This window comes from Achromobacter sp. JUb104, from assembly GCF_024806975.1.
GTDB lineage: Bacteria > Pseudomonadota > Gammaproteobacteria > Burkholderiales > Burkholderiaceae_B > Achromobacter > Achromobacter spanius.
Map to the genome: position 1 here is coordinate 356,815 of NZ_JANUEY010000003.1, position 24,774 is coordinate 381,588.

The 24,774-nt window shown below is 64.0% G+C and carries 18 protein-coding genes; 8 read left to right on the forward strand and 10 right to left on the reverse strand.

Translation table 11 applies throughout. The features are described 5' to 3' along the window. Positions 1–18: 18 nt before the first annotated feature. From M2361_RS22150 to M2361_RS22160, 3 genes are read left to right on the forward strand one after another with little or no spacing between them, the layout of a single operon-like run. Positions 19–1,068 carry an ABC transporter ATP-binding protein gene (locus M2361_RS22150; protein WP_259251807.1) on the forward strand — a complete coding sequence of 350 codons (1,050 nt, stop codon included), beginning with the start codon at positions 19–21 and terminating at the stop codon, positions 1,066–1,068. Beyond that, positions 1,065–2,717, forward strand: a complete 1,653-nt coding sequence (locus M2361_RS22155; protein WP_259251808.1) for an iron ABC transporter permease — start codon at positions 1,065–1,067, stop codon at positions 2,715–2,717. The genes M2361_RS22150 and M2361_RS22155 overlap by 4 nt, the downstream gene beginning before the upstream one ends. Before the next feature lie 36 nt (positions 2,718–2,753). Then, positions 2,754–3,773 (forward strand): extracellular solute-binding protein, encoded by a 1,020-nt coding sequence (locus M2361_RS22160; protein WP_259251810.1) that lies wholly within the window; start codon positions 2,754–2,756, stop codon positions 3,771–3,773. A gap of 4 nt (positions 3,774–3,777) precedes the next feature. Here M2361_RS22160 and M2361_RS22165 read toward each other — a convergent pair whose 3' ends face one another. The 8 genes from M2361_RS22165 to M2361_RS22200 form a co-directional block, all read right to left on the reverse strand. Continuing rightward, positions 3,778–6,270, reverse strand: a complete 2,493-nt coding sequence (locus tag M2361_RS22165; RefSeq protein WP_404976448.1) for a TonB-dependent siderophore receptor — start codon at positions 6,268–6,270, stop codon at positions 3,778–3,780. Between the two features lie 112 nt (positions 6,271–6,382). Beyond that, positions 6,383–7,342 (reverse strand): FecR domain-containing protein, encoded by a 960-nt coding sequence (locus M2361_RS22170; RefSeq protein ID WP_259251812.1) that lies wholly within the window; start codon positions 7,340–7,342, stop codon positions 6,383–6,385. After that, positions 7,335–7,868 carry a sigma-70 family RNA polymerase sigma factor gene (locus M2361_RS22175; protein ID WP_404976449.1) on the reverse strand — a complete coding sequence of 178 codons (534 nt, stop codon included), beginning with the start codon at positions 7,866–7,868 and terminating at the stop codon, positions 7,335–7,337. The genes M2361_RS22170 and M2361_RS22175 overlap by 8 nt, the downstream gene beginning before the upstream one ends. A gap of 159 nt (positions 7,869–8,027) precedes the next feature. Further along, the gene (zapE, locus tag M2361_RS22180; RefSeq protein WP_259251813.1) at positions 8,028–9,119 is read right to left on the reverse strand and encodes a cell division protein ZapE; all 1,092 of its coding nucleotides are present in this window, start codon (positions 9,117–9,119) and stop codon (positions 8,028–8,030) included. Positions 9,120–9,200: 81 nt separating this feature from the next. Continuing rightward, a complete protein-coding gene (gene lpdA / locus M2361_RS22185) occupies positions 9,201–10,628 on the reverse strand; it encodes a dihydrolipoyl dehydrogenase (protein WP_259251814.1) in 1,428 nt (475 codons plus the stop codon). A 129-nt stretch (positions 10,629–10,757) separates the two neighbouring features. After that, the gene (odhB, locus tag M2361_RS22190) at positions 10,758–11,990 is read right to left on the reverse strand and encodes a 2-oxoglutarate dehydrogenase complex dihydrolipoyllysine-residue succinyltransferase (RefSeq protein ID WP_259251815.1); all 1,233 of its coding nucleotides are present in this window, start codon (positions 11,988–11,990) and stop codon (positions 10,758–10,760) included. 103 nt (positions 11,991–12,093) lie between these two features. Next, positions 12,094–14,961, reverse strand: coding sequence for a 2-oxoglutarate dehydrogenase E1 component (locus tag M2361_RS22195; protein WP_259251816.1), 2,868 nt, complete (start codon positions 14,959–14,961; stop codon positions 12,094–12,096). A gap of 331 nt (positions 14,962–15,292) precedes the next feature. Next, positions 15,293–15,763 (reverse strand): Lrp/AsnC family transcriptional regulator, encoded by a 471-nt coding sequence (locus tag M2361_RS22200; protein WP_100857249.1) that lies wholly within the window; start codon positions 15,761–15,763, stop codon positions 15,293–15,295. A gap of 194 nt (positions 15,764–15,957) precedes the next feature. On the opposite strand from M2361_RS22200, the gene M2361_RS22205 reads away from it, so the two are divergent. Continuing rightward, complete coding sequence (locus M2361_RS22205) at positions 15,958–16,974, forward strand: 1-aminocyclopropane-1-carboxylate deaminase (protein ID WP_259251817.1); 1,017 nt, start codon at positions 15,958–15,960, stop codon at positions 16,972–16,974. Positions 16,975–17,053: 79 nt separating this feature from the next. On the opposite strand, the gene M2361_RS22210 is transcribed toward M2361_RS22205, so the two are convergent. Both M2361_RS22210 and uraH read right to left on the reverse strand, forming a co-directional pair. Beyond that, positions 17,054–18,259 carry a urate hydroxylase PuuD gene (locus tag M2361_RS22210; protein WP_259251819.1) on the reverse strand — a complete coding sequence of 402 codons (1,206 nt, stop codon included), beginning with the start codon at positions 18,257–18,259 and terminating at the stop codon, positions 17,054–17,056. Positions 18,260–18,474: 215 nt separating this feature from the next. Then, a complete protein-coding gene (uraH, locus tag M2361_RS22215; RefSeq protein WP_259251820.1) occupies positions 18,475–18,837 on the reverse strand; it encodes a hydroxyisourate hydrolase in 363 nt (120 codons plus the stop codon). Positions 18,838–19,034: 197 nt separating this feature from the next. Here uraH and puuE point away from each other — a divergent pair, with 197 nt between their 5' ends. The 4 genes from puuE (at position 19,035) to M2361_RS22235 (ending at position 24,740) form a co-directional block, all read left to right on the forward strand. Beyond that, complete coding sequence (puuE, locus tag M2361_RS22220) at positions 19,035–19,979, forward strand: allantoinase PuuE (protein ID WP_259251822.1); 945 nt, start codon at positions 19,035–19,037, stop codon at positions 19,977–19,979. Positions 19,980–19,990: 11 nt separating this feature from the next. After that, positions 19,991–21,769 carry a 2-oxo-4-hydroxy-4-carboxy-5-ureidoimidazoline decarboxylase gene (gene uraD, locus M2361_RS22225; protein WP_259251823.1) on the forward strand — a complete coding sequence of 593 codons (1,779 nt, stop codon included), beginning with the start codon at positions 19,991–19,993 and terminating at the stop codon, positions 21,767–21,769. Positions 21,770–21,774: 5 nt separating this feature from the next. After that, positions 21,775–23,004, forward strand: a complete 1,230-nt coding sequence (locus M2361_RS22230) for a M20/M25/M40 family metallo-hydrolase (protein WP_259251825.1) — start codon at positions 21,775–21,777, stop codon at positions 23,002–23,004. A gap of 230 nt (positions 23,005–23,234) precedes the next feature. Further along, on the forward strand, positions 23,235–24,740 hold the full coding sequence (locus M2361_RS22235; RefSeq protein WP_259251826.1) for a nucleobase:cation symporter-2 family protein: 1,506 nt from the start codon (positions 23,235–23,237) through the stop codon (positions 24,738–24,740). The last annotated feature ends 34 nt before the right edge of the window (positions 24,741–24,774 follow it).

The following is a 24,774-nucleotide window of genomic DNA, read 5'->3' on the forward strand; positions in this document are numbered from 1 at the left end:
CACCAGGAGCCCCCGGGCATGGACATCCGCATCGAGAAACTCTGCATTTCGTATGGCAACCAGCGCGTCATCGACAGCCTGAGCCTGGATATTGCCCCCGGCGCCTTCTTTACTTTGCTGGGCCCCAGTGGCTGCGGCAAGACCACCCTGCTGCGCGCCATCGCGGGCTTTACGCCCATTGCGTCCGGCCATCTGCTGTTCGGCGGGCGCGACGTGACCCGCCTGCCGGCGCACCAGCGCAACATCGGCATGGTGTTCCAGGACTACGCCCTGTTTCCCAACCGCAGCGTGTACGACAACGCCGCGTACGGGCTACGCGCAAGAAAAGTGGCGCCCGCCCTGATCCAGCAACGGGTGGCCTCGGCGTTGGACCGGGTGGGCCTGGGGCAATATGCGGCAAGGCTGCCGGCCGAACTATCCGGCGGCCAACGGCAACGCGTGGCGCTTGCCCGCGCGCTGGTCATTCAGCCTCAAGTACTGCTGATGGACGAACCGCTGTCGAACCTGGATGCCAAGCTGCGGATCCAGGTGCGCCAGACCATCGCCGAACTCCAGCGCGAGGCCGGCATCACCACCGTCTTCGTCACCCACGACCAGGAAGAAGCGCTGGCGCTATCCGACCAGATCGCCGTCATGCAGCAGGGCCGCGTGGCGCAGCTCGGCACACCACGCGACATCTACAGCGCGCCTGCCAGCGGCTATGTGGCGGACTTCATCGGCGCGGCCAATCTGCTGCCCGTGCAGTGCCACGCGCTTGAAACCGGGCCGGTGCAATTACAGGTGGACGGGCACGCCGTGGCCGCGCATGCCCCGGTGCCCGTGGCGGGCCAGGCCGTGCTGGTGGCGCGTCCCGAAGACATCATGCTTTCCACCACGCCGGGCGCCGGAGTGCCCGCGCGGATCCTGGCGCAGCAGTACCTGGGCATCAAGACAAACTACCGCGTCGAACTGCCCAGCGGCCGCCATATGAATGTGGATGTGCACGGCGACCCGATCGCCTCGCTTGCTAGAGGAACCAAGGTCGATCTGGTATTCAACCCGCAAAAAACCCTGGTGTTGGCATCATGAAGCGCCTGGCCCCCATCCTGCGGTCGCCCTGGACTTGGTTGTCACTGGCGGTGCTGGCGGTGCTGCTGGTGTTCCTGGTCTGGCCCGTGCTGAACATCTTGTCGGCCAGTGTGCTGGCGCGCAGCGACGAAGGCCTGTCCGGCTGGCAGATCATGCTGTCGGATCCGCGTTACCCGCGCGCCATCGGCAACACCTTGCTGCTGGGCGCGGGCGTGACGCTGCTGGCCGTCGCCATCGGTGTGCCGCTTGCATACCTGACGGCGCGCCACCGCTATCCCGGTAAAGCGCTGGTGTCGATCCTGCCGTTGATCACGCTCATCATTCCCGAAGTCATCGGCGCGCAGACCTGGCTGATGATCTTGGGCAATAACGGCGTGCTGACACGCGCGCTGCGCGATGGGCTGGGGCTGGACCCGCCCTCTTTCTATGGCTGGCCCGGGTTGCTGACGGTCATGACCTTCACGTATTACGCGTACATCTACATCGGTACGCTGGCCGCCATCCGAGGCTTCGACGCGCAGCTTGAAGAGGCCGCCCAAAGCCTGGGCACGTCGCCGCCCGTTTCGCGCCTGAAGGTCATGGCGCCGGTGGTGATGCCCGCCGTGCTGGCCAGCGCCCTGCTTGTCTTCACCATGGTCGTGGGCAACTTCGCCACGTCGATGATTCTTGGGCACCGTGTCGAACTGCTGTCGGTGTTGACCTATCAGGCGTCCGTGTCCGAAACAGGCAGTGACCCGGTCATGCAAAGCACGCTTGCCACCACGTCGATTGGCCTGGTGATGCTGGCCCTGTTCCTGCAACGCTGGATCGTGTCGCGCGGCCGTTATGAAATCACCCAGGGGCGCACCGCGCCCGAGACGCCGATACGGGGGCCGGGCGGGCTGGCGATGGCGGGCGCGGCGCTGGCCGTGATGGCGCTGTCCATGTTGCCGCTGGGCACGCTGGCCGTCGGCGCGTTCACCCGCGCGCACGGTCCCGTCATGCGCTGGGGCGAATGGACGGTTGCGCATCTGGAACGGGTGCTGATCAACGCCCCGGGCCCGGTACTCAACTCCGTTTTGTTCGCAGGCGCCGCCACGCTGATCGCCATCGCCTTCAGCACGCTGGCCAGCTACCTGATCGTCAAGAAGCGCAACGTGTTGACGCCCTGGCTGGACTACCTCAGCTCCATTCCGCTGGCGCTGTCCGGCACGGTGATCGGCATTGGCCTGTTGATGACCTTCGGCCATGGCGCGTTCGACCTGTCCGGCACCGCTTCACTGATCGTGCTGGCCTACATCGTGCGGCGGCTTCCCTTTGGCGTGCGCAACGCTTCGTCCACGCTGTTCAACCTGCCCGACTCCATTGAAGAGGCGTCCATCAGCCTGGGGGTGCCGCCATTGGCGTCCTTCATCAAGGTGGTGCTGCCCTTGATGGCGCCCGCCATCGCGGCTGCCGCCGTGCTGACCTGGACCACCAGCGTCTCGGAACTGAGCGCCTCGGTCATTGTGTATTCGCCCGGGCATGAAACGCTGCCCATCCAGATTTTCCGCTTGATCGACAGCGGCCTGATGGCGCAGGCATCGGCCTACGGCCTGGTGCTGATCACGGTGATCCTGGCGCCCGTGCTGCTGGCCACCCGCGTCTTCAACATCCGGCTCTTTGCCTGAGACCAGCTTACTCACCTTCCCATCAAAGGAATCGCCATGATCCAGCTTCCCGCTTTCAACCGACGCCAGATGCTCAAGATGCTGGCCGTCACCGGCGGCATCGGCGCCCTGCCCACCCAGGCGCTGGCCCAGCGTGCCGAAAAGGTCGTCCTGTACACCACGCTGAACGCGCAGTCCGTCGAGACCGCCAGCGACATCGCGCGCGACGTGCTGCCCCATATCAAACCCAGCACCGTTGCGGGCGGCAGCAGCCAGTTGCTCAAGCGGATCGAAGCCGAAGCCGGCCAGCCCAAGGGCGACCTTTTCTGGACATCCAGCGCCAACGTCATGCATGGCTACCGCGCCCTGTTCGAGCCTTACCGTTCTGAACATACCGCCGCCATTCCCGACGATCTGCACGGCCCCGACGATCTCTGGATGGCCGCCAACCTTCATATCGTGGTCGGCATGATCAACGCGCGGCACGTGCCCGGCGCCGCGCCGACGTCGTGGGCGGACCTGACCGACCGTCGCTTCAAAGGCAAGGTCATCATTGGCGACCCCGGCAACAGTTCCACCGCCTTCACCGCCTTGTGGGGCATCGAGCGCGTACTGGGCACCGAAGGCTTGAGAGCGCTGGCGCGCAACGTCACCGTGTCCAGCGCGGCATCGCATGTGGTGCGCAGCGTGGGCCAGGGCGAATACGCGGTGGGCATCACTTTCGAGTCCACGGCCTACCCCTATGTGGCGGGCGGCCAGAAAGAGATCGGCATCATGTACCCCACGGACGGCACCTTTACCGTGGCCGACAACATGGCCATGGTAAAGAACGCGCCCAACCCGGAAGCCGCCAAGCGCATGTACGACCTGCTGCTGTCGCGCGAGATGCAATTGGCCTTGCTGCAAAACGCCTACCGCCGCCCCAGCCGCAACGACATCGACGTCAGCAAGCACCTGGACATGCCGCCGCTTGCCGACATCAAGATCGTGTCGGTGGACGAAGCCGAAGCGGCAACTGGCCGCGAAGCCTTTCTTGCACGGTGGCGCGCCTACCTCGCCCAGGCGCGCAGCACCTGACTTCTTACCAGCGATAACGCAGGCTGGCCTTGACCGAACGCTGATAGCCATACCAGCACCAGGAATCCCCCGAGCAAGACGCGATGTATTCCTTGTCGAACAGGTTCTGGACGTTCAAGGCCACCTGCATGCCCTTCAACGACGGCGACACACGGCCCAGGTCATAGTCCAGCATCAGGTCCACCAGCGTCACGGACGGCACCTTCATGGTGTTGGCCTCATTGACAAACGACGAGCCGATGTAGCGCACGCCGCCGCCCACGCCCATGCCCGCCAACGGTCCGTCCTGCAATTGGTAGCGCGCCCAGGCGGACGCCTGCTGCGACGGCACGCCGGCCGGCGATTTGCCCTTCAGGTTCAAGCCCGCCAGGTTGGGGTTGGCCTTGGAGTACTCGTTGTTCATCAAGGAATACGCGGCCACCACCGTCAGGCCACGCATCGGTTCGCTCTTGGCTTCCAGTTCGATGCCCTGCGTGCGCAGTTCACCCGCCTGGATCGAGCAACGCCCGCCCGCCGTGCCGCAGATGTGCGTGGGATCGGGATCGGTCGTGGTCATGTTCTCGCGACGGATGTCGAACGCCGCGAACGACAGCAGGGTTGCGCTGCCAGGCGGCTGGTACTTGATGCCGACCTCGTACTGATTGCCCTCGATGGGCTTGAACGGCGTGTTCTGCCAGCCCGTGCCCGACTGCGGCTCGAACGATTCCGAGTAGCTGAAGTAAGGGGCGACGCCGTTGTCGAAGTTGTAAATCACGCCCAGGCGGCCCGTGAACTTCTCGGCGTTCAAGGAAGACGGCGCGACGCGGCCGGTGGCAATCGTCGTGGTCTCACCCACGTTGCGAGACCAGTCGTAGCGTCCGCCCAGCAGCACCGACAAGCGATCAATCTTGATCTGGTCCTGGAAGTACAGGCCCGCCTGGTACTGCGTGGAGGTGGCGTCCGTCGAGAACGCGGGGGTGGCGATGCGCTGGTGATTGTCCGGGTTCAGTACATACAGCGGCGGCGCGCTGCCATAGCCCGCCAGCGTGTCGGTCTTCACGTGCTGATAGTCAAAGCCCAGCAACGCCGTGTGGCCGAAGCGGCCGGTATTGAAACGCGCCTGCAGATTGTTATCGATGGTCAGCGCGCCCACGTCCACGTCCGTGGCAATGGATGCGCGCTGCTGGTACAGGTAGCGCTTGTCCGTGTAGCCGTAGTTGTTCGTCATGGCGCCATAGACGCTGCGGTACTGAGCCTCGGACCGCGTCCAGCGCAGGCTTTGCGTGGCCTTGAACGTGTCGTTGAAGCGGTGGTCCAGCACATAACCCAGCGAATAGCTCTTGCGATCGCTCTTTTCGAAATTGGCGTCGCCGTCGTAGTAGTTGGCCGGCAGGCGGATGCCGTCCGGCGCCGACAGCAGCGTGCGCATGGCGGGCACGGTGCCGTAAGAGCCCATGTCCGGATCGCGTTGGAAGTTGGTCAGCACCGTCAGCGAGGTGTCGCCATTGGGCTTCCACGTAAAGGCCGGCGACACGAAATAGCGCCGTTCCTTGGTGTCCTTGACCTGGCCGTCCGACATATAGCCCGCGCCGACCAGGCGGTACAGGTACTTGCCTTCCTCGTCCATGGGGCCGCCAAAGTCAAAGTTGGCGCGGCGGTAATCGTAGTTGCCGACCTGCACCTCGACTTCGCGTAGCGTCTCTTCCAACGGACGCTTGCTGACCTGGTTCACCACGCCGCCCGGGCCGCCCTGGCCATACATGACCGAGGCAGGTCCCTTCAACACGTCCACGCGCTCCAGGCGGTAGGCGTCCACTTGCGGCAAGGCGTCACGGCCGCCGAACACGCGCAAGCCGTCCAGATAGGACGACGCCGAAAAGCCACGCACGCTGAACTGGTCCAGGCGCGTGGCGGTGGCGCCGCGCGATTCAGTGGCCACGCCCGCCGTATATCGCAAGACCTGGTTCAGCGTTTGCGCGCCTTGCTCCTTGATCTGTTCGCGCGTGATCACCGACACCGATTGCGGCGTTTCGATCAGCGGCGTGTCGGTCTTGGTGGCGCTGACGCTGGCGCTGGCCACATAGCCCACGGTGGGCGCCAACGCGCTTTCCGACATGTCCGACACCGTCACCGGCGCCAGCACATGCGCGTCGCCCGAGACCGGCGCGGGCGCCAGCGTCCAGGTATTGCCCGACTGCGCACGCGCCTGCAGGCCGCTGCCCGACAGAATCCGCGCAAAGCCCGCACCGACCGAATAGGTGCCGTTCAGCCCATCAGAATGACGGCCGCGCACCAATGCCGGGTCGAACGACAGCACCACGCCCGCCGTGCGCGCGAACTGCGTCAGCGCGTCGGCCAAGGCGCCGGCGGGAATCTGGTAGCCGCGCTGCGCGTTGACGGAGACTGGGGCGGCGGCGGGCGCGGATTGCGCCCACACGGCCGGCATGCCGACGGCAAAGGCGCCCGCGCAGGTGGCGGTCAGCACGGCCTTGCGGCCAGCCGTCAATGTGGTGCGCATGCGCGGTTGAGATGAAGCAGACACGAAACTCTCCCTGTACGGTGATCTATCTCTGCCTTTCCGTACGGGAAACGAAAACCTGCAATGCGTCGGGCAAAAAAGTTTGTAACGGTCAGACCTGACGCGGTCCGACCTGCAACCAGTACTGGGTGTGCCGACTGACGCTAATGGGTAGCGCGGGTTCAAGCGCCTTGAGCGCGCGTTCGGCATCGTCCAGGGGAAAGACGCCTGATAGCCTCAGCCCTGCGACGGCCGGGTCCACCCGAATCACGCCCACGCGCTGGCGCGCCAGATGGCGCGCGAAGTCATCCAGACGCCATTCCTTGGCGACCACCAAGCCGTCCACCCAGGCCAGGCGGTCCGGGTCCGAGGCCTTGCGCACAACTTCAGGCGCGTCTGAGAAAGCCAGCCGTTCGCCCGCGCTGGCTTGGGTCCAGGCCCCGTCGCGCAGCAACGCGACGCTGCCCTCATACACGCCCAAGCGCGAATCCGTATCTGTGCGGCGCAGGTCAAAGCGGGCGCGCTCGGCTCGCAGTTCGCCGTGGCCCGAGTCCACGCGCAAGGCATCGACGCCAGAACGCGGCTCGGTGTCGACCAGCATCTCGCCGCGCAACAGGGCTATGCCACGCTCGCTGCCCGATACGCGCACGCGCACCGCGCTGTCGCTGTTCAAGGTGATGCGCAAACCGTCGGCCAACGCCACGCTGCGGCGTTCGCCCACGCGCGTGCTCAAGTCGGCCGCCAGGCGCTGCCAGGGCGTGTGCCGATAGCCCGCCCACCCCATTGCGGAAATTGCGCTAACCCCGAGCAGCGACCGCAATACCGCGCGGCGCCCCGAAGACGCCGGGGCATTCAGCGCTGCATGCGCCAACGGCGAAGGCACCCGCCGCGCGTCGCGGCCGATCGCTTCCAGGCGTTCCCAAGCCTGCCGATGCGTGGCATCCGCTTCCAACCAGGCGCGACAGGATTCCCGGTCGTGCGCGTCGGCCACGCCGCTTTGCAGCTTGGCCCACCAGGCAATGGCCTGGCGCACGACCGGGTCCGGCGGCATGCCGTGCGCGGCGTTATTCATAGAACGCCGCATAGCACGCGGTCATCGCGCGCACCATGTACTGTTGTACGGAACTCAGGGAGACGCCCAGGCGTTGTGCGATGTCGGGATAGGTCAGGCCATCCAGCTGCGACATCAAGAACGCGGCGCGGGCCTTGGGAGGCAAGCCGTCCAGCAAGTGATCCAGCCGCATTAGCGCCTGCAGTTGTTCGGCCTGCGTCTCGGGCGACGGCGCATAGGCCTGTGGCAGCGTGGAAAGATAGCCAAGGTAGGCGTATTCCAGCGCGGCGTGGCGCTGGTGGTCCACCACCAGCCCCTTTGCAATCGTGGTCAACAAGGCGCGCGCGTCATGGGCGCGGACGGCCTTGCGCCCCTGGATCACCCTGACGAACACATCTTGCGCCAGGTCTTCCGCGCGGTGGTCGCAGCCCAGCTTGCGGCGCAGCCAGCCGAACAGCCAGGGGCGATGCTCGCGATAGAGACTATCGACGCGACTATCAACGCGGCTATCGACGCGACCATCGACGAGGCCATCAATGGCCGCGATGGCGGCGTCGGCACACGGGGCCGATGAGGAAAGAAAGGGGGAAGGCACGATTGAGACTGCGGTGCGGGACCTGAAGTCTCAAAATGTTAAGTGATAATGACTTGCATTACCAATGCTATCTTCAGGCGGCCCGCGCCATGCGGGCCGCTTGCGGCATTACTACAACGTCGCGGCCAACCGGCGTTCGGATTCCAGGTATTCGCGCGACTGCATTTCCAGAATGCGCGACACGGTGCGATGGAATTCATTGGCCAGCGCGCCTTCCGTGTAGATCTCTTCAGGTTCGCACTCGGCCGACATGATGAGCTTGACGCGGTGGTCGTAGAACACGTCGATCAACCATGTGAAGCGACGCGCTTCGGACGCCTGGCGCGGCCCCATCTTCGGCACGCCGGACAAGATCACGGCATGGAAGCGGCTGGCCAGTTCCAGATAATCATTCTGCGAACGCGGGCCGCCGCACAGCGTGGCGAAGTCGAACCACACCACCGCGCCCGCCAGCGCCACCGCGCGAATTTCGCGGTGCTCGATGTGCAGCAGGGGTTCTTGCGGCGGCGTATCGGCCAGGCTGTCGAAGGCCTTTTGCAGCGCGGCTTGCGCGCGCTCGTCCAGCGGCGTGTGATAGCACTGCACCTGCTCGAGCGAACGGCGGCGGTAGTCCACGCCGGCGTCCACGTTCAGCACGTCCATGCGCGACTGGATCAACTTGATCGCCGGCAGCACGCGGTCGCGGTGCAGGCCGTCGGTGTACAGCGTGGACGGCTCGTAGTTGGACGTCATGACGAACGACGTACCGTACTCGAACAGCTTCAACAGCAGCCGGTGCAGGATCATGGCGTCCGCCACGTCCGACACATGGAACTCGTCAAAGCAGATCAGGCGATAACGCTTGGCGACCCGCTTGGCCACCTCGTCCAGCGGGTCCTGCATGCCCTTCACTTCTTCCAGCTCGCGATGCACGCCCCGCATGAATTCATGGAAGTGCAGCCGCGCCTTGCGCACGACCGGCACGGTGGCATAGAAGGCATCCATCAGGAAGCTCTTGCCGCGCCCCACCCCGCCCCACAGATACACGCCGCGCGGCACATCGGGGCGGTTCAGCAGCTTCTTCAGCGCGTTCGAGCGCATCGACTTGAACTTGACCCATTCGTCGTAATAGCGCTGCAAGCGGTCGATGGCCTGCTTTTGCGCGGCATCGGGCTTGTAGCCACGTTCGGCCAAGGCGTGTTCGTAGTATTCGCGGACGTTCATGGGGGACTTAGTTCAACCAAGCAAAATGAAAAAAGGGCGGGTCCTTGAACCCGCCCCCTGTCTAGCTCCGGTCAAGCACGCTTAGAAGTTCAGCGCGCGCTTGTCCACGGCCAGAGCGGCTTCCTTCACGGCTTCCGACAGCGTCGGGTGCGCGTGGCAGATGCGGGCGATGTCTTCGGCGGCGCCACGGAATTCCATGATGGTCACGGCTTCCGAGATCAGTTCCGAGGCCATCGGGCCCACGATGTGCACGCCCAGGACTTCGTCGGTCTTGGCATCGGCAATCACCTTGGCAAAGCCGGTGGTGTCACCCAGCGCGCGGGCGCGGCCGTTGGCCAGGAACGGGAAGCTGCCGGCCTTGTACTCGCGGCCTTCGGCCTTGAGTTGCTGCTCGGTCTTGCCGACCCAGGCAATTTCCGGCGACGTGTAGATGACCCACGGCACGGTGTCGAAGTTGACGTGGCCATGCTGACCGGCGATGCGCTCGGCAACCGCCACGCCTTCTTCCTCGGCCTTGTGCGCCAGCATCGGGCCGCGCACCACGTCACCCACTGCCCAGACGTTTTGCAGATTGGTCTTGCAGTCGCCGTCCACGGCCACGAAGCCGCGTTCGTCCAGCTTCAGGCCCACGGCGTCGGCGTTCAGGCCGCCGGTGTAGGGCACGCGGCCGATCGAGACGATCAGCTTGTCGACCACCAGCTTCTGCTCGGCGCCCTTGGCGTCGACGTAGGGCACGGTCACCGACTTGGCGGTGGCCTTGATCTCGCCGATCTTCACGCCCATCTGGATGTTCAGGCCTTGCTTGGTGAACGCCTTCAGCGCTTCCTTGGCCACTTGGCCGTCAGCGGCTGCCAGGAATTCCGGCATCGCTTCCAGGATGGTCACTTCCGAACCCAGGCGGCGCCACACGCTGCCCATTTCCAGGCCGATCACGCCGGCGCCGATCACGCCCAGCGTCTTCGGCACGGCGCCGATGTTCAGTGCGCCGTCGTTGGACAGCACGACCTTTTCGTCGAACGGCAGGCCGGGCAGTTCACGCGCCGACGAACCCGTCGCCACCACCACGTGCTTGGCGATCAGGTCTTCTTCGGCGGTGCCGGTGACCTTGATGGCCCAGCCGCCTTCCACTTGGCCGCTGAACTGGCCCTTGCCGTGGAAGAAGGTGACCTTGTTCTTCTTGAACAGGTACAGGATGCCGTCGTTGTTCTGCTTGACCACCGTGTTCTTGCGGCCGATCAGCGTGTCGAGCTTCAGGCTGACGCCCTTGACTTCGATGCCGTGCTCGGCGAAGTGGTGGTTGGCTTGTTCAAAGTGCTCGGACGATTGCAGCAGCGCCTTGGACGGGATGCAACCGACGTTGGTGCAGGTGCCGCCGGGAGCCGGGCCGCCTTGGCCGTTTTGCCAGGCGTCGATGCAAGCGACCGACATGCCCAGTTGGGCTGCGCGAATGGCGGCGATGTAGCCGCCAGGGCCTGCGCCGATCACGACGACGTCAAATTGTTTGGACATAGTGTTCTCGCGATTGAGTGTGGGGTGGAACACGCCCCGCCCGGTGTTTGCGAGCCGGAGGCCAGCCGTGGGCCGGCCGGGGCGCCGCGATCCGGAAGGCCCGGTGCGGCGCCGCGCGGGGCGTCGAGATTACAGGTCCAGCAACAGGCGCTGCGGATCTTCCAGGGCGTCCTTCATGGCGACCAGGCCCAGCACGGCTTCGCGGCCGTCAATGATGCGGTGGTCATAGGACAGGGCCAAGTAGTTCATCGGACGGATGACGATCTGGCCATTTTCGACAACAGCGCGATCCTTCGTGGCGTGCACGCCCAGGATGGCCGATTGCGGCGGGTTGATGATCGGGGTCGACAGCATCGAACCGAACACGCCACCGTTGGAGATCGAGAACGTGCCACCGGTCATTTCTTCAATGCCCAGCTTGCCGTCAGCGGCGCGGCGACCGAAGTCGGCGATGGTCTTTTCGATTTCAGCGATGGACAGTTGGTCGGCGTTGCGCAAGATCGGCACCACCAGGCCACGCGGGCTGCCGACAGCGATACCGATGTCGAAGTAGCCGTGATAGATGATGTCCTTGCCGTCGATCGACGCGTTGATCAGCGGGTACTTCTTCAGCGCGGCCACAGCGGCCTTGACGAAGAACGACATGAAGCCCAGCTTGATGCCGTGTTCCTTTTCGAACTTGTCCTTGTACTTGCTGCGCAGATCGATGACCGCTTGCATGTTCACTTCGTTGAACGTGGTCAGGATTGCGTTTTCTTGTTGCGACTGCAGCAGGCGCTCGGCGATGCGGGCGCGCAGGCGGCTCATCGGTACGCGCTGTTCCGGACGGCCGTCCAGGGACAGTGTGGTCGGAGCCGGAGCGGCCGGGGCCTTGGCCGGAGCAGCCTTGGCGGCGGGCGCGGCGCCAGCGGCCAAGGCGTCGCCCTTGGTCACGCGGCCGTCGCGGCCGGTGCCCGACACGGAAGCGGCGTCAACGCCCTTCTCGGCCAGGATCTTGGCGGCGGCGGGCGATGCCACGCCGGCAGCGGCCGACGAGGCCGGGGCAGCGGCGGGAGCAGCGGGGGCTTGTTCAGCAGCCTTGGGGGCTTCGGCCGGCGCGGTCGCGGCGGCGGCGGCCTTGGCGGCGGTGTCGATACGGGCCAGCACTTCGCCCGAGGTCACGGTGCTGCCATCGCCCTTGACGATTTCAGCCAGCACGCCCGAAGCGGGAGCCGGCACTTCCAGCACAACCTTGTCGGTTTCGACTTCGATCAGGATTTCGTCCGCTTCAACGGCAGCGCCCGGCTGCTTCTTCCAGGTCAGCAGGGTCGCTTCGGAGACGGATTCGGAAAGTTGGGGGACAACGACGTCGGTAATAGCCATTTTGTTTGTTCCGTAAAGTTTGTGTTCTGGTCACGCTGCGCGGCAAGGTTCGAAACCGGGTTCCAAATCGCTTGCCGCGCGCGGCGCGTGCATCAAGTCAGGGTTACTTCGTCAACATGACCTTGAACTTGGGCGCGAAAGCCGTTTCGATCAGGGCCTTCTGCTGCTCCTGGTGCTTGGCCAGGTAGCCCACGGCCGGCGATGCCGACGCGGCGCGGCCGGCGTAGCCCAGCTTCTGGCCTTCCACCATGTTCTCGTACACGTGATGCTGAACGTAGAACCAGGCGCCTTGGTTCTGCGGTTCGTCCTGAACCCAGATCACTTCGGTGGCCTTCGGGTACTTGCGCAGTTCGGTCTCGAACGACTTGTGCGCAAACGGGTACAGCTGCTCGACGCGGACGATAGCGACGTGGTCGGCGCCACGCTCGCGGCGGGCGTTGACCAGGTCGTAGTACACCTTGCCCGAGCAAGCCAGAACGCGCTTGACCTTGCTGGCGTCGATGGCTTCGTCGACTTCACCGATGACCGGCTGGAAGCTGCCGCCGGCCAGGTCGGTCAGGGGCGAACCCGCGTCCTTGTTGCGCAGCAGCGACTTCGGCGTGAACAGCACCAGCGGCTTGCGGAACGGGCGGATCATCTGGCGGCGCAGAACGTGGAAGATCTGCGAGGCAGAGGTCGGCTGGACCACTTGCATGTTGTTGTCGGCGCAGAGTTGCAGGAAGCGCTCGATGCGGCCCGACGAGTGCTCGGGGCCTTGGCCTTCGTAGCCGTGCGGCAGCATCAGGGTCAGGCCCGACTGGCGGCCCCACTTGGCTTCGCCGGAGCTGATGAACTGGTCGATCACGACCTGGGCGCCGTTGACGAAGTCGCCAAACTGGCCTTCCCAGATGGTCAGCGTGTTCGGTTCAGCGCTGGAGTAGCCGTATTCAAAGCCCAGCACCGCCTCTTCGGACAGCACGGAGTCGATGACGGTGAACGGAGCCTGGCCGTCCGACACGTTCTGCAGCGGAATGTAGGTGCCGTCGTTCCAGCGTTCGCGGTTCTGGTCGTGCAGCACGGCGTGGCGGTGCGTGAACGTGCCACGGCCCGAATCCTGGCCGGTGATGCGGATGGCGTAGCCCGAGGACACCAGGGTGGCGAAGGCGAGGTGTTCGCCCATGCCCCAGTCCAGGTTCAGTTCGCCCTTGGCCATCGTGCGGCGGTCGTTCAGCAGCTTGGCGACCAGCGGGTGCACCGTGAAGCCTTCCGGAACCGTCGTGATGCGTTCGCCGATGCGCTTGAGTTCGGCCAGCGGCACGGCGGTGTCGGCCTGGTCGGTCCACTTGGCGCCCAGGAACGGCGACCAGTCGATGGCGTACTTGCTCTTGTAGTCGGTCAGCACGGGTTCGATCGTGCGCTGGCCGTCTTCCATCAGTTGACGGTAGTCCTTGACCAGTTGATCGGCTTCGCCTTCAGCCAGCACGCCTTGCGTGGTCAGCTTGTCGGCGTACAGCTTGCGCGTGCCGGGGTGATGGCCGATGCGCTTGTACATCAGGGGCTGCGTCAGCGACGGGGTGTCTTGCTCGTTGTGGCCCAGCTTGCGGAAGCAAACGATGTCCACGACGATGTCGTGACGGAATTGCAGGCGGTAGTCCAGGGCCAGCTTGGTGACGAACACCACGGCTTCGGGGTCGTCGCCGTTGACGTGGAACACCGGGGCTTCAATCATCTTGACCACGTCGGTGCAATACAACGTCGAACGCGAGTCACGCGGGTCGGAGGTGGTGAAGCCGATCTGGTTGTTGATGACGATGTGCAGCGTGCCGCCCGTGCCGTAGCCGCGGGTTTGGGCCAGGTTCAGCGTTTCCATCACCACGCCTTGGCCGGCGAAAGCCGCGTCGCCGTGCACCAGCACCGGCAGCACGGTCTTGCCTTCGGCGTCGCCGCGGCGTTCCTGGCGAGCGCGCGCGCTGCCTTCGACCACGGGGTTGACGATTTCAAGGTGGGACGGGTTGAACGCCAACGACAGGTGGACCGGGCCGCCACGGGTGGACAGGTCGGACGAGAAGCCGTTGTGGTACTTCACGTCGCCGTCGGTCAGGCCTTCAGCGTGCTTGCCTTCGAACTCGGCGAACAGGTCGCCGGGCATCTTGCCCATGATGTTCACAAGCAGGTTCAGGCGGCCACGGTGGGCCATGCCGACCACGATTTCCTGGACGCCGTTTTCACCGGCGTGGTTCACCACTTCGTCCATCGAGGCGATGAAGCTTTCGCCGCCTTCCAGCGAGAAGCGCTTCTGGCCGACGTACTTGGTGTGCAGGAAGCGCTCGAGCCCTTCGGACTCGGTCAGCTGCTGCAGGATGTGGCGCTTTTCTTCGGCCGAGTAGGCCGGCGCGCCCAGCGTGGTTTCCAGGCGTTCCTGGATCCAGCGCTTGGCGGCGGGGTCGGAGATGTGCGTGAATTCAGCACCGATGCTGCGGCAATACGTGTCGCGCAGCGCCTTCAGGATGTCGCGCAGCGTCATGGTGCTGGCGGTCGTGAAGTAGGTGTTGGTGGCCGAGTAGGTTTGATCCAGGTCGGCTTCGGTCAGGCCGTAGAAGGCCGGATCCAGTTCGGGGATCGGCGGGCGCTCTTGGCGCTTGAGCGGATCCAGGTCAGCCCAGCGCGAGCCCAGCGAGCGGTAGGCGGCAATCAGCGATTGCACCGACACCTGCTTGCTGGCGACGCTCAGATCGGGTTCAGCAGAGCGTTGCACAAAGGCATTGGCCTTGGCGCGCTGGGCGAACGATTCGACGATGGGAGCGTGGGCCTGGTCACGAGTGGACTCTTGGCCGTCGGTAGCGGGAGCGTGCTGCAACTGGTCGAAATATTCGCGCCAGTTATCAGGAACCGAACCGGGATTGTCGAGGTAGGCTTCGTAAAGCTCCTCAACATATGGCGCGTTACCGCCAAAGAGATAAGACGTGGATAGAGATTCTATTTCCGAAGACATATCGCTTCACCTTTACGAGTGCTTCACTCGACACGATGCAGGAAAAACCTTCCGCGACACGGGCTTCCCGTTTAGCGGATCGCAGGGGGCAGAAGGCGCGTACAAGCCTTGAAAGCCGTATGCCGAGCAGTATAACCCTTTGAGTTTACGGGCGTCTTGAGACATTTTTGTGGCGCAAAAAGCCCTTTCGGAATGCCTGCATGCGGCCGTGGAATGTCCGGCCAACCCCTGACATTGCGACGTCTACGCGCCATCAATTTCTGCCATTCCAAAATGCCGCAGTGCGTCATTGCTGAGCACTTCGATGCGTGAGTGTTGTGCATTAGCCGCGTCACACCGGCAAGGCCGTCGTCGACAAGATCTCTTTCAACACAAAAAAGGTGCGAATCTGGCGTACGCCGGGCAGCTTGATGATCTCGCCCGCATGCAGCTTGTTGAAGCGTTCCAGGTCGCGTATGCGCAGCATCAAGAAGTAGTCGAACTCGCCCGCCACCAGGTGGCATTCCAGGCAGCCGCTGATGCCGCGCGCCGCTTCCTCGAAGTCGGTGAAGGAATCCGGCGTGGACCGGTCCAGCACCACCCCGACGATGACCAGCGTGGCCATGTCGACCTCGGCCGGCTCAAGCAGTGCCACCGTCTTTTTGATGATGCCTTCGGCCTTCAGCTTTTCCACGCGCCGTAAACACGCTGCGGGACTCAGGTGAACGCGCGCGCTCAGATCCAGGTTGGTGATCTGCGCGTCGTCCTGCAAGACGCGAAGAATGTGCCGGTCGATACGGTCCAGTCCAGAAAGCGCGGCCATTTAATACGTCCCCAAAAATATTATCTGGTTAATGTCGGATTTGAAAAAATATTAAATCGAAAATCTGATTACTCATCGATTTTTATATTTCATCTGGCCTTCAATACGCAATTGACCACTTCCACCCGCGATTCCTATGATTTTTCCCATCCGAGCCTCACTCGCCGGCCGGAATGCCCTCATCAGGAGTCCGCATGGATCTGCAACGTTTTCCCCGACATCGCCTGACCTTTGGCGACACCCCCATCGAAAAACTTGAACGCCTGTCCGCGCACCTGGGCGGCAAGGTCGACATCTACGCCAAGCGCGAAGACTGCAATAGCGGCCTGGCCTTTGGCGGCAACAAGCTGCGCAAGCTGGAATACCTGATCCCGCAGGCGCTGGAACAAGGTTGCGACACGCTGGTCACCATCGGCGGCATTCAATCCAACCACACCCGCATGGTGGCCGCGGTGGCCGCCAAGCTGGGCCTGGCCTGCGTGCTGGTGCAGGAAAACTGGGTGGACTATTCCGACGCCGTGTATGACCGCGTCGGCAACATCATGATGAGCCGCCTGATGGGCGCCGACGTGCGCCTGGTGGATCAAGGCTTTGACATCGGCTTTCGCCGCAGTTGGGAAGAGGCGCTGGAAGACGTGCGCAAGCGGGGCGGCAAGCCTTACGCCATTCCCGCCGGCGCGTCCGATCACGAACTGGGCGGGCTGGGCTATGTGGGCTTTGCCGAAGAGGTGCGGCGCCAGGAAGCCGAGCTAGGCTTCAAGTTTGACTACATCGTGGTCTGCGCCGTCACCGGCAGCACGCAGGCCGGCATGGTGGTGGGCTTTGCAGCAGACGGCCGGGCCAACCGCGTCATCGGCATCGACGCATCGGCCACACCGGAACAAACCCGCGCGCAGATCCTGCGCATCGCTCGCCGCACGGCGGATATGGTGGGGCTGGAAGCAGGCATTGCCGACAGCGACGTGGTGCTGGATACGCGCTACGCCTATCCCGCGTACGGCTTGCCGTCGGCCGAAACCAACGACGCCATTCGCACCTGCGCGCGGCTGGAGGGCATGATGACCGACCCCGTGTACGAGGGGAAGTCGATGCAGGGCATGATGGATCTGGTTCGCCGAGGCGAGATTCCGGCTGGGTCGAAGGTTCTGTATGCGCACCTGGGAGGGGTGCCGGCGATCAACGCCTACAGCTTTCTGTACCGCAACGGCTGAAGCCGACGGCCCGCCCACCGGCTTCGGGGCCATGGGCTGGCCAGCCGGCGACTTGCGCTGACCGGCCCCGCCGCCCCGGCTACCGGGTCTTTGCGCCGGCTTGAAACCACGCGCCGATCAACGCGCGTTCGTCGTCGGTCATGCCGGTGGAATTGGCCATCGGCATGATTTTCGACACCACCACTTGCTGGTACACGGCCTGGGCGTGAACCGCGATCTGCTCAACGGAATCCAGGCGCACGTTCTTCATCTGCACCTGCTCGCCGTGGCAAAGCAGGCAGCGCTGGTCGAATACATGGCGCACCTTGGCAAACGCCACCTCGGCGGGCGCGGCCACCGCCGCTGACGCCCCCACGGGCGCGGGCCGCATCCCCACAATCGTCAAGCCCAGCACCGCCACGCCCAACAGCACATACGGCAGCGGGTTGCGCGCGTTGCCCAGCTTGAAGCGATGGCGCACCACGAAGAACTGGCGTATCGCCGCGCCGCCCAGCATGATCAGCAGCAGCACGATCCAGTTGTACTGATGGGTGTAGGTAAAGCTGTAGTGGTTGCTCATCATGGTGAACACCACCGGCAGCGTGAAGTAGGTGTTGTGCACGCTGCGCTGTTTGCCGCGCTGGCCATGGACCGGGTCGACCGGCTTGCCCGCCCGCATCGCCGCCACGTTCTTGCGCTGGCCGGGGATGATCCAGAAGAACACGTTGCCGCTCATGGTGGTGGCCATCATCGCGCCAACCAGCAGGAACGCGGCGCGGCCCGCGAACCAATGGCAGGCCAGCCAGGACGCCAGGGCGATGAACACCGCGACCAGCACGCCCACGATGGTGTCGCCATGCTTGCCTCGGCCGAACAAACGACAGATGCCGTCGTAAACAATCCAGAACACGACGAAGAACGCCAGCGCCACCGCCACGGCGGTGCCGGGCTGCCAATCCATTTTCGACCGGTCAATCAGATAGGTGCTGGCATTCCACAGGTACGACACGGTGAACAGCGCGAAGCCGGTCAGCCAGGTGCTGTAGCTTTCCCAGAATGACCAATGCAGATGTTCGGGCAGCTTCTTGGGCTGCACCACGTACTTCTGCATGTTGTAGAACCCGCCGCCGTGTACCGCCCATTGCTCGCCGCCCACGCCCTTGTCGAGCGACTCGGCGTCTTGCGGCTTTTCCAGGCTGTTGTCCAGCATCACAAAGTAGAACGAGGTGCCGATCCACGCGATGCCGGTAATGATGTGGGCCCAACGCAGCAACAGGTTGACCCAATCCAGGTAGTAGCTTTCCATTCACGCCCCCGCAGTGGGCGGGCCTTGATAGGCTCCGCCGCACTGCCTACCACCGCGGGCGCTGTAAGCAGAGATAGATCGCGCACAAGGCCTGGTTGATAAGCCCCGCACCGCTGCGATCAAGATCCGCGAAATTGTATGCAGGTTTTGTTTACAAAGCTACGGAAGGCTGGCCGTCCTGGCATCAGGAATACCCTGATGCCGGGATAGGGCCATCATGACCCACGATAGGTGGAATAGCTCCAGGGGCTGACCAGCAAGGGCACGTGATAGTGCTGATCGGCATGTGCCACGCCAAAATCCAGGCTGACCTGGTTCAGGAAATTGGGCTCGGGCAAGGCCACGCCGCGCGCCTTGAAATAACCGGCCACATCGAACACTAGCCGATAGGTGCCTACCTTCAGTTCTGCGTCGTTGAATAGTGGTTTGGCGCTGCGGCCGTCGTGGTTCAAGGTGAACCGGCTGAGCAACGTGGCCGAAGCGCCGTCGGGGGAAGCCTGGGTGGCATACAGCGCAACCGCCATGCCCTCGGCCGGGCACCCGTGCATGGTGTCGAGTACGTGCGTGGTCAATCCCATGATGTCTCCTGTGCGTCGGGCGGTGTGCCCGGCGATCTTATGGTTATCCTTAATGATGTACATAAATTGTATACAGCTAATTGCTTTCCAGCTATTGTTTAGCCCATCATGAAACCGTCCGCCCACCCGCGCCCTGCCGCGCTTATCGGCTTTGTGCCCCACGGCTCTGTGCCCCACCGCTCTGTGCCCATTCCTTCATGAACACCTACGATTCCACGCTTCCGTATCCCCGCGACCTCGTCGGCTATGGCCGCAATCCGCCCCACGCGCAATGGCCGGGCCGGGCTCGCATCGCTGTGCAATTCGTTTTGAATTACGAAGAAGGCGGCGAAAACAGCGTGCTGCATGGCGACCCTGGCTCCGAACAATTCCTGTCGGAAATGTTCAACCCGGCCAGCTACCCCGACCGCCATCTCAGCATGGAAGGCATCTATGAATATGGGTCGCGTACCGGCGTGTGGCGCATCCTGCGCGAATTCGAAAAACGGCAACTGCCGCTGACGGTATTCGGCGTGGGCATGGCCTTGCAGCGCCATCCCGAACTGACGGCAGCATTCACCGAACTGGGCCACGAAATCGCCTGCCATGGCTGGCGATGGGTGCACTACCAGAACGTGGACGAAGCCACCGAGCGCGAACACATGCGCCTAGGGATGGACGCCATCACGCAGTTGACGGGCACGCGGCCGCTGGGCTGGTACACCGGGCGCGACAGCCCCCGCACGCGCCGCCTGGTGGCGGACTACGGCGGCTTTGAATACGACAGCGACTACTACGGCGACGACCTGCCCTTCTGGATGCAGGTACAAAAAAGCGACGGCGCCGTCGTGCCGCAATTGATCGTGCCCTACACGCTGGACTGCAACGACATGCGCTTTGCCCTGCCCCAGGGTTACTCGCACGCCGACCCGTTCTTCCAGTACCTGAAAGACAGTTTCGACGTGCTCTACGCCGAAGGCGACGAAGCGCCCAAGATGCTCAGCATCGGCATGCATTGCCGGCTGCTGGGGCGCCCGGGCCGCATCACGGCGTTGCAACGGTTTCTGGACCACATCGCCAGCCACGACCGCGTCTGGGTGTGCCGCCGCCTGGATATCGCCCGGCACTGGAAAGCCACCCATCCCTACCTTCCCAACCGTTGAGCGCGACAACCATGGCCCACACGCTGGAACAACTCAATGCCGCCCCGCCCGAGGCGGCGCTAGCCATCCTTGACGGCCTGTACGAACATTCGCCGTGGATCGCGCGGCAAGCGTTGGCGGCGCGCCCTTTCCGGTCCTTGGCGCATCTGCAAGACCAGATGCGGCAGGTGCTGGACCAGGCCGATATCGAAGCGCAGTTGGCATTGATCCGCGCGCACCCGGAACTGGCCGGCCGCGCCATGCTGCAAAACAGCCTGACCGCGGAATCCACCAACGAACAGGACCAAGCGGGGCTCACGCATTGCTCGCCCGACGAACTGGCGCGCTTGCAGCAACTGAACACCGACTACAACGCGCGCTTCGGCTTTCCCTTCATCCTGGCCGTACGCGGCGCGCGCGGCACGGGTCTGAACCGCCAGCAGATCATCGATGAATTCGCGCGCCGGCTCGACAACCCGCCCGACGTTGAACGCCAGGAAGCGCTGCGCAACATCCACCGCATCGTCGAGATCCGCCTGGCGGATAAATTCGGCGTGGACCTGAGCCTGGGTAACGACATCTGGGACTGGCAGGAACGCCTCAGCATCCATAGCGACCCCGGCTACGCCGAGAAGGGCCAGCTTACCGTCACCTATCTGACCGAGGCGCACCGTGCGTGCGCGCAACGCATATCGCACTGGATGCGCGACTGCGGCTTTGACGAAGTGGAAATCGACGCGGTGGGCAACGTGGTGGGCCGCTACCGCGCCGCCCACGCCGACGCCCCCACGCTCATGACCGGCAGCCATTACGACACCGTACGCAACGGCGGCAAATACGATGGCCGCCTGGGCATCTTCGTGCCCATGGCCTGCGTGCGCGAACTCCACCGCCAGGGCCGCCGCCTGCCCTACCACCTTGAAGTAATCGGCTTTGCCGAAGAAGAAGGCCAGCGCTACCGCGCCACCTTCCTGGGATCCGGTGCACTGATCGGCCACTTCAAACCCGAATGGCTGGACCAGCAAGACGCCCAGGGCGTCACCATGCGCGACGCCATGCTGCATGCCGGCCTGTGCATTGATGACATCCCCAAGCTGCGCCGCGACCCGTCGCGCTATCTGGGGTTTGTGGAAGTCCACATCGAACAAGGGCCGGTGCTGTACGAAATGGGCCTGCCCCTGGGCATCGTCACGTCCATCAACGGTAGCGTGCGCTACCAGGCGCAGATCTTCGGCATGGCCTGCCATGCGGGCACCACGCCCATGAACCGGCGCCGCGATGCGGCCACCGCCACGGCCGAGCTGGCCTTGTATGTGGAACAGCGCGCGGCGCGTGACGGCGATTCGGTCGGCACCATCGGCATGCTGGAAGTGCCCAACGGGTCCATCAACGTGGTGCCGGGCGAATGCCGCTTCAGCCTGGACCTGCGCGCCCCCAGCGATCCGCAACGCGACGCGCTGGTGAACGACGTGCTGGCCGAACTTGACGCCATCTGCCAACGCCGTGGCCTGCGCTATGCGCTGGAAGAAACCATGCGCGCCGCGGCCGCGCCCAGCGCCCCCGCATGGCAACAGCGCTGGGAACGCGCCGTCGACGCGCTGGGCGTGCCGGTGCATCGCATGCCCAGCGGCGCCGGGCACGACGCCATGAAGCTGCACGAAGTCATGCCCCAAGCCATGCTTTTCGTGCGTGGCCAGAACCATGGCATCAGCCACAACCCCCGCGAATCCACCACCCGAGACGACATCCAACTGGCCGCGCAAGCCATGCAAGGCCTGCTGGATGATCTTGCCAACGACATCAAACGCTAAACGCCATGACTGACTACGCACGACTAGACGCCTGGATCGACGCCCACTTCGACGAGCAGGTGCGCTTCCTGCAATCGCTGGTGCGCGTACCCACCGACACACCACCCGGCAACAACGCCCCGCACGCGGTCCGCACCGCCGAACTGCTCAAGGAAATGGGCCTTGAAGCCGAAGCGCACGCCGTCCCCACGCAACAGGTGCGGGACTACGGCATGGAATCCATTACCAACCTGATCGTGCGGCGCGAATACGGCCCCGGCAGGCGCGTGGCGCTGAACGCCCACGGCGACGTGGTGCCCCCCGGAGACGGCTGGCAGCACGACCCCTATGGCGCTGAAATTGAAAACGGCAGCCTGTATGGCCGCGCCGCCGCCGTCAGCAAAAGCGACTTCGCCAGCTTCACCTATGCCGTGCGCGCATTGGAAGCCGTGGCCAAACCCAGCCATGGCGCCGTTGAACTGCACTTTACGTATGACGAAGAATTCGGCGGCTTGCTGGGCCCCGGCTGGCTGCTGTCGCAAGGCCTGACCAAGCCCGACCTGATGATCGCCGCCGGGTTCAGCTATGAAGTGGTCACCGCGCACAACGGCTGCCTGCAAATGGAAGTGACGGTGCACGGCAAGATGGCGCATGCCGCCATTCCTTCCACCGGCGTGGACGCGCTGCAAGGCGCGGTCAAGATCCTGAATGCGCTGTACGCACAAAACGCGCGCTACCAGGACATTACGTCGGACGTGCCCGGCATCAGCCATCCCTACCTGAATGTCGGACGCATTGAAGGCGGTACCAACACGAACGTGGTGCCCGGCAAGGTCAGCTTCAAGCTGGACCGTCGCATGATCCCCGAAGAAAACGCCGTTGAAGTGGAAGCGGACATCCGCCGGATCATCCAGGAAGCGGCGGCCGCCACGCCCGGGATCTCGATCGACATCAAGCGCCTGCTGCTGGCCAATTCGATGCGCCCCCTGCCGGGCAACCAGCCGCTGGTGGACGCCATCCAGAAGCACGGTGAAGCGCTGTTTGGCGAACCCATACCCGCCATGGGCACGCCGCTCTATACCGATGTGCGCCTGTACGGCGAGGCCGGCATTCCCGGCGTGATCTACGGCGCCGGCCCGCGCACCGTGCTGGAATCCCACGCCAAACGCAACGACGAACGCGTCGTGCTGGAAGACTTGCGCCGGGCCACCAAGGTCATCGCGCGCACCTTGTCGGACCTGCTTCAACCGGTCTGAGTTCGGCAACCCGAGTTACGGCAACCCATGACGCCGCCCATACGCGGCGTCATGTCTCACCCACTGCCGTACACCCCGAATTTTCCTACATAACGTAACTAATAATGTCTATTTGATTCGGGTTTTCCTCTATTTCGAGAACCCCTCCTAGCTGTATACATTCCTCGTACACAAGAACTGCTTTTCAGGATTTTCCCGACCGACATTTCACTCCGCCAGGAGACTTTCCCATGCAGGCTGCATCGCCCGCGCCTTCCAGCGCGTCTCAAGACATCCACCCCGTTGACCAGCGTCTGCCCTCGGGCAAGCTGGCGGCGCTGGGCCTGCAACACGTGTTGGTGATGTATGCCGGCGCGGTGGCCGTACCGCTGATCGTCGGCCGCGCCCTGAACCTGACGCCCGACGAAGTCGCCATGCTGATCTCGGCGGACCTGTTCTGTTGCGGCCTGGTGACCTTGATCCAGACCTTGGGCGCCACGCAGTGGTTCGGCATCAAACTGCCCGTGATGATGGGCGTCACGTTCGCGGCGGTGGCCCCCATGGTGGCAATGGCCAATGCCAACCCCGGCCCGGGCGGGGCGCAACTGCTATTCGGGACCATCATCGGGGCGGGCATCATCTCCATCCTGGTCGCCCCGATGATCAGCCGCATGCTGCGCTACTTTCCGCCCGTGGTAACGGGCACCATCATCACGGTCATCGGCATCACCTTGATGCGGGTCGGCATCAACTGGGTGTTCGGCAACCCGTCCGGCCCCACCGCGCCCGTTATCGTGGACCCCATCTACGCAAAGTGGTTGGCCGACGTCACCTCGCCGGGCAGCGCCATTCCGCCCGTGCCCCAGGGTTTTGCCATCATGCCGTCGATGCCCAACCCGCGTTATGCGGACCTGACCGGCTTCGGCATCGCCGTGCTGGTGCTGACGTCCATCCTGCTGATCGTCAAATTCACGCGCGGCTTCATTGCCAACATCTCGGTGTTGCTGGGCATCGTGATCGGCGCCATCGTGGCCTCGGCCACCGGCATCATGACGTTCGAGAAAATCGGCCAGGCAGACTGGTTCGACATCGTCCTGCCCTTCCATTTCGGCATGCCAAGGTTCGACCCCATGTTGATTCTGAGCATGGCGCTGATCATGGTGGTGGTGATGATCGAATCCGCCGGCATGTTCCTGGCGCTGGGCGAAATGACCGAGCGCGAGATCAGCCAGGAGAACATGGCGCGCGGGCTGCGCACGGACGGCCTGGGCACGCTCATCGGCGGCATCTTCAACACATTCCCGTACACCAGCTTTTCGCAGAACGTGGGCCTGGTCGCGGTGACCGGCGTGAAAAGCCGCTTTGTCTGCGTGGCGGGCGGCATCATCCTGCTGGTGCTGGGCCTGCTGCCCAAGATGGCCGCGTTGGTGGAATCGCTGCCCACCGTGGTGCTGGGCGGCGCCGGCATCGTCATGTTCGGCATGGTGACCGCCACCGGCATCCGCATCCTGTCGGGGGTGGACTTCAAGGGCAACCGCCACAATTCCATGATCGTGGCGGTGTCGATCGGCATCGGCATGGTGCCGCTGATCGCGCCCAATTTCAAACAATGGATGCCGCACTCGCTGCACACGCTGATCGAGTCCGGCATTCTGCTGGCGTCGCTGTCGGCCGTGCTGCTGAACCTGTTCCTTAACGGCGCCACGCATGACGAACGCGCCATCATCACCGCGGCACTGCAGGCCGAGGAACACTGATCGGGTTGTGGAGCATCGCGGCCGGGCCCCGTCG